This window comes from Nocardioides sp. (assembly GCF_035697785.1).
Classification (GTDB): domain Bacteria; phylum Actinomycetota; class Actinomycetes; order Propionibacteriales; family Nocardioidaceae; genus Nocardioides_B.
Genome location: NZ_DASSCL010000021.1, coordinates 1 through 2,896, shown reverse-complemented (window position 1 = coordinate 2,896; position 2,896 = coordinate 1). Strand labels below are relative to the sequence as shown.

The 2,896-nt window shown below is 72.3% G+C and carries 3 protein-coding genes; all 3 read left to right on the top strand.

Annotation, left to right across the window (positions count from 1 at the left end; translation table 11 throughout):
* Positions 1 to 80: 80 nt before the first annotated feature.
* From cmk to der, 3 genes are read left to right on the top strand one after another with little or no spacing between them, the layout of a single operon-like run.
* Positions 81 to 725, top strand: coding sequence for a (d)CMP kinase (gene cmk / locus VFH10_RS02660; protein WP_325125664.1), 645 nt, complete (start codon positions 81 to 83; stop codon positions 723 to 725).
* On the top strand, positions 722 to 1,516 hold the full coding sequence (locus VFH10_RS02655) for a lysophospholipid acyltransferase family protein (protein ID WP_325125662.1): 795 nt from the start codon (positions 722 to 724) through the stop codon (positions 1,514 to 1,516). Before cmk ends, VFH10_RS02655 begins: the two co-directional genes overlap by 4 nt.
* Positions 1,513 to 2,886 (top strand): ribosome biogenesis GTPase Der, encoded by a 1,374-nt coding sequence (der, locus tag VFH10_RS02650; protein ID WP_325125660.1) that lies wholly within the window; start codon positions 1,513 to 1,515, stop codon positions 2,884 to 2,886. Before VFH10_RS02655 ends, der begins: the two co-directional genes overlap by 4 nt.
* Positions 2,887 to 2,896: the final 10 nt, after the last annotated feature.

The window sequence follows — 2,896 nt, the reverse complement described above, 5'->3', positions numbered from 1 at the left end:
GGGGCTGGACCACCCACCGGTAGCATTCCCCGGGTCATCGCAGGCGAGAGGCGGGAGCAGCAGTGGGTGTCGTGGTCGCGATGGACGGAACCTCCGGCTCCGGGAAGTCGAGCACCTCGCGGGGCGTGGCAGCCCGACTGGGGCTGCGTTACCTCGACACCGGAGCGATGTTCCGGGCGATGACCTGGTGGATGCTCGAGCGCGGCATCGACGTCGACGACCCCGGAGCGGTGGCCGCCGAGGCGGACGCCCCGGTGCTCGTGTCCGGCACCGACCCGGACGCCCCGACGATCACGGTCGGAGAGACCGACGTGGCCGGACCGATCAGGTCGCCGGAGGTCACCGCCGCCGTGAGCGCCGTGAGCGCCGTCCCCGAGGTGCGGGCCCGGCTGCTGCTCGAGCAGCGCGACATCATCGGCGACGGCGACATCGTCGTCGAGGGCCGCGACATCGGCACGGTGGTCGCGCCGGACGCCGACGTGAAGGTGTACCTGACCGCCGACCCCTCGGCCCGGGCCACCCGTCGTACGGCGGAGATGGTCGGCGCCGACGTCCACGCGACCCAGCAGGACCTGTTGCGGCGGGACACGATCGACTCGGGCCGGGCGACGGCTCCGCTGGCGATGGCCGACGACGCCCACCACATCGACACCACCCCGTTCACCCTCGAGGAGGTCGTGGACCAGGTGGTCGCCCTCGTCGAGAAGGCTCTCTCGCAGTCATGACCGCGGAGGGCTCGGCGGGCGAGCCCGGCGCCCTCCCGGCCGCGCACTGGGACATCCCGCGCACCTACGACGCGGAGCATCCGCCGACCTGGCTGCTGCGCGCTCTGCGTCCGCCGAGTCGTGCCCTGCTGCGCCGCCGCTGGGACATCCGGGTGCACGGCGCCGAGCACGTGCCCGCGACCGGTCCCGCGATCATCGCCTCCAACCACATCGGCCTGCTCGACGGTCCGTTGCTGGCCGGGTTCGCGCCCCGTCCGGTGCACGCGCTGACCAAGAAGGAGATGTTCGACGGCCACACGGGCGCCTTCCTCAAGGCGGTGGGTCAGATCCCGCTGGCCCGGTACGACGCCGACCCGGCGGCGATCAAGTCGTGCCTGCGGGTGCTGCGGGACGGGGGCGTGGTGGCGATCTACCCCGAGGGCACCCGTGGCGAAGGCCTGATGCGACACGTGCACACGGGCGCCGCTTATCTCGCGCTCGTCACCGGCGCCCCCGTCGTACCGCTGGTGATGTTCGGCACTCGTGACCCCGGCGGACACGTCGACTCGGTCCCCGCGAGGGGGGCCCGATTCGACTTCGTGTACGGCGCTCCGGTGTACTGGGAGGCGCAGCCGTGGCCCCGGACCCAGGCGGAGGTGCGCCGCACCACCGCCGAGCTGCGGAACAGATTCGTCGAGCATCTGGTTGAGGCCACGGCGACGACCGGACGCGAGCTTCCCGGCCCGCTGCCCCAGATCACCGACAAGGACGTCCGCGAGGCCCGCGGAGTCTCCCGAAGGACACAGTCATGACCACCGAGCCCGGCCCCATCGAGGCCTCGGCCACACCCGTCGACGCACCACTCGGGCCCACCCCCGTGCTGGCGGTCGTCGGACGTCCCAACGTCGGCAAGTCCACCCTGGTCAACCGGATGATCGGCCGCCGGGAGGCCGTCGTGCAGGACGTCCCAGGTGTGACGCGGGACCGGATCTCCTACGACGCGAACTGGAACGGCCGAGCGTTCACCGTCGTCGACACCGGCGGCTGGGACCCCGACGGACGCGGCCTCGCCCAGGCGATCCGAGCCCAGGCCGAGATCGCCGTCTCCGTCGCCGACGCCGTGCTCTTCGTCGTGGACGCGACCGTGGGCATCACCGACGCCGACGAGGCGGTGGTCAAGGTGCTGCGCAAGTCCGGCAAGCCGGTGGTGCTCGCCGCCAACAAGGTCGACGACCAACGCGCCGAGGCGGAGGCCTACGGGCTGTGGAACCTCGGCCTCGGCGAGCCATACCCGGTCTCCGCACTGCACGGCCGCGGCTCCGGCGACATGCTCGACGCGATCCTGGCGGCACTGCCCGAAACACCGCCGGAGGGGTACGCCGCGGTCGGCGGCCCGCGCCGGGTGGCGATCGTGGGGAAGCCCAACGTCGGCAAGTCCTCGCTGCTCAACAAGCTGGCCAAGGAGGACCGGGCGGTCGTCGACGACGCCGCCGGCACCACCGTCGACCCGGTCGACGAGCTGGTCCAGCTCGGTGGCCGCACCTGGCGCTTCATCGACACCGCCGGCATCCGCAAGCGGGTCAAGGAGGCCTCCGGTCACGAGTACTACGCGAGCCTCCGCACCGCCGGCGCCGTCGAGCGTGCCGAGGTGTGCGTGATGGTGGTCGACGGGTCGGAGCCCATCTCCGAGCAGGACCTGCGGATCATCACCAACGTCGCGGAGGCCGGCCGGGCGCTGGTCATCGCGTTCAACAAGTGGGACCTCGTCGACGAGGAGCGTCGCTACTACCTCGACCGCGAGATCGAGCGCGACCTGGTCCGGGTGCCGTGGGCGCCGCGGGTCAACGTCACCGCCCGCACCGGCTGGCACGTCGACAAGCTGGTGCCGGCGTTGGACGCCGCACTCGAGGGTTGGGGCACCCGCATCGGCACCGGGGCGCTCAACTCCTTCCTCGGCCGCCTGGTCGCCGAGCACCCGCACCCGGTGCGCGGCGGGAAGCAGCCCAAGGTGCTGTTCGGCACCCAGGCGTCCACCGAGCCGCCGACGTTCGTGCTCTTCACCTCGGGCGTCCTCGAGGCCGGGTACCTCCGGTTCATCGAGCGCCGGTTGCGCGAGGAGTTCGGCTTCGTCGGCTCCCCGATCCACCTCGAGCAGCGACCCCGCAAGAAGCGCTCGCGCTGACGGGTCGGCC

Bases quoted from the DNA above. Each gene is read 5' to 3' on its own strand.
- VFH10_RS02655 (WP_325125662.1), top strand. From the start codon at position 722: ATGACCGCGGAGGGCTCGGCGGGCGAGCCCGGCGCCCTCCCGGCCGCG.
- cmk (WP_325125664.1), top strand. From the start codon at position 81: ATGGACGGAACCTCCGGCTCCGGGAAGTCGAGCACCTCGCGGGGCGTG.
- der (WP_325125660.1), top strand. From the start codon at position 1,513: ATGACCACCGAGCCCGGCCCCATCGAGGCCTCGGCCACACCCGTCGAC.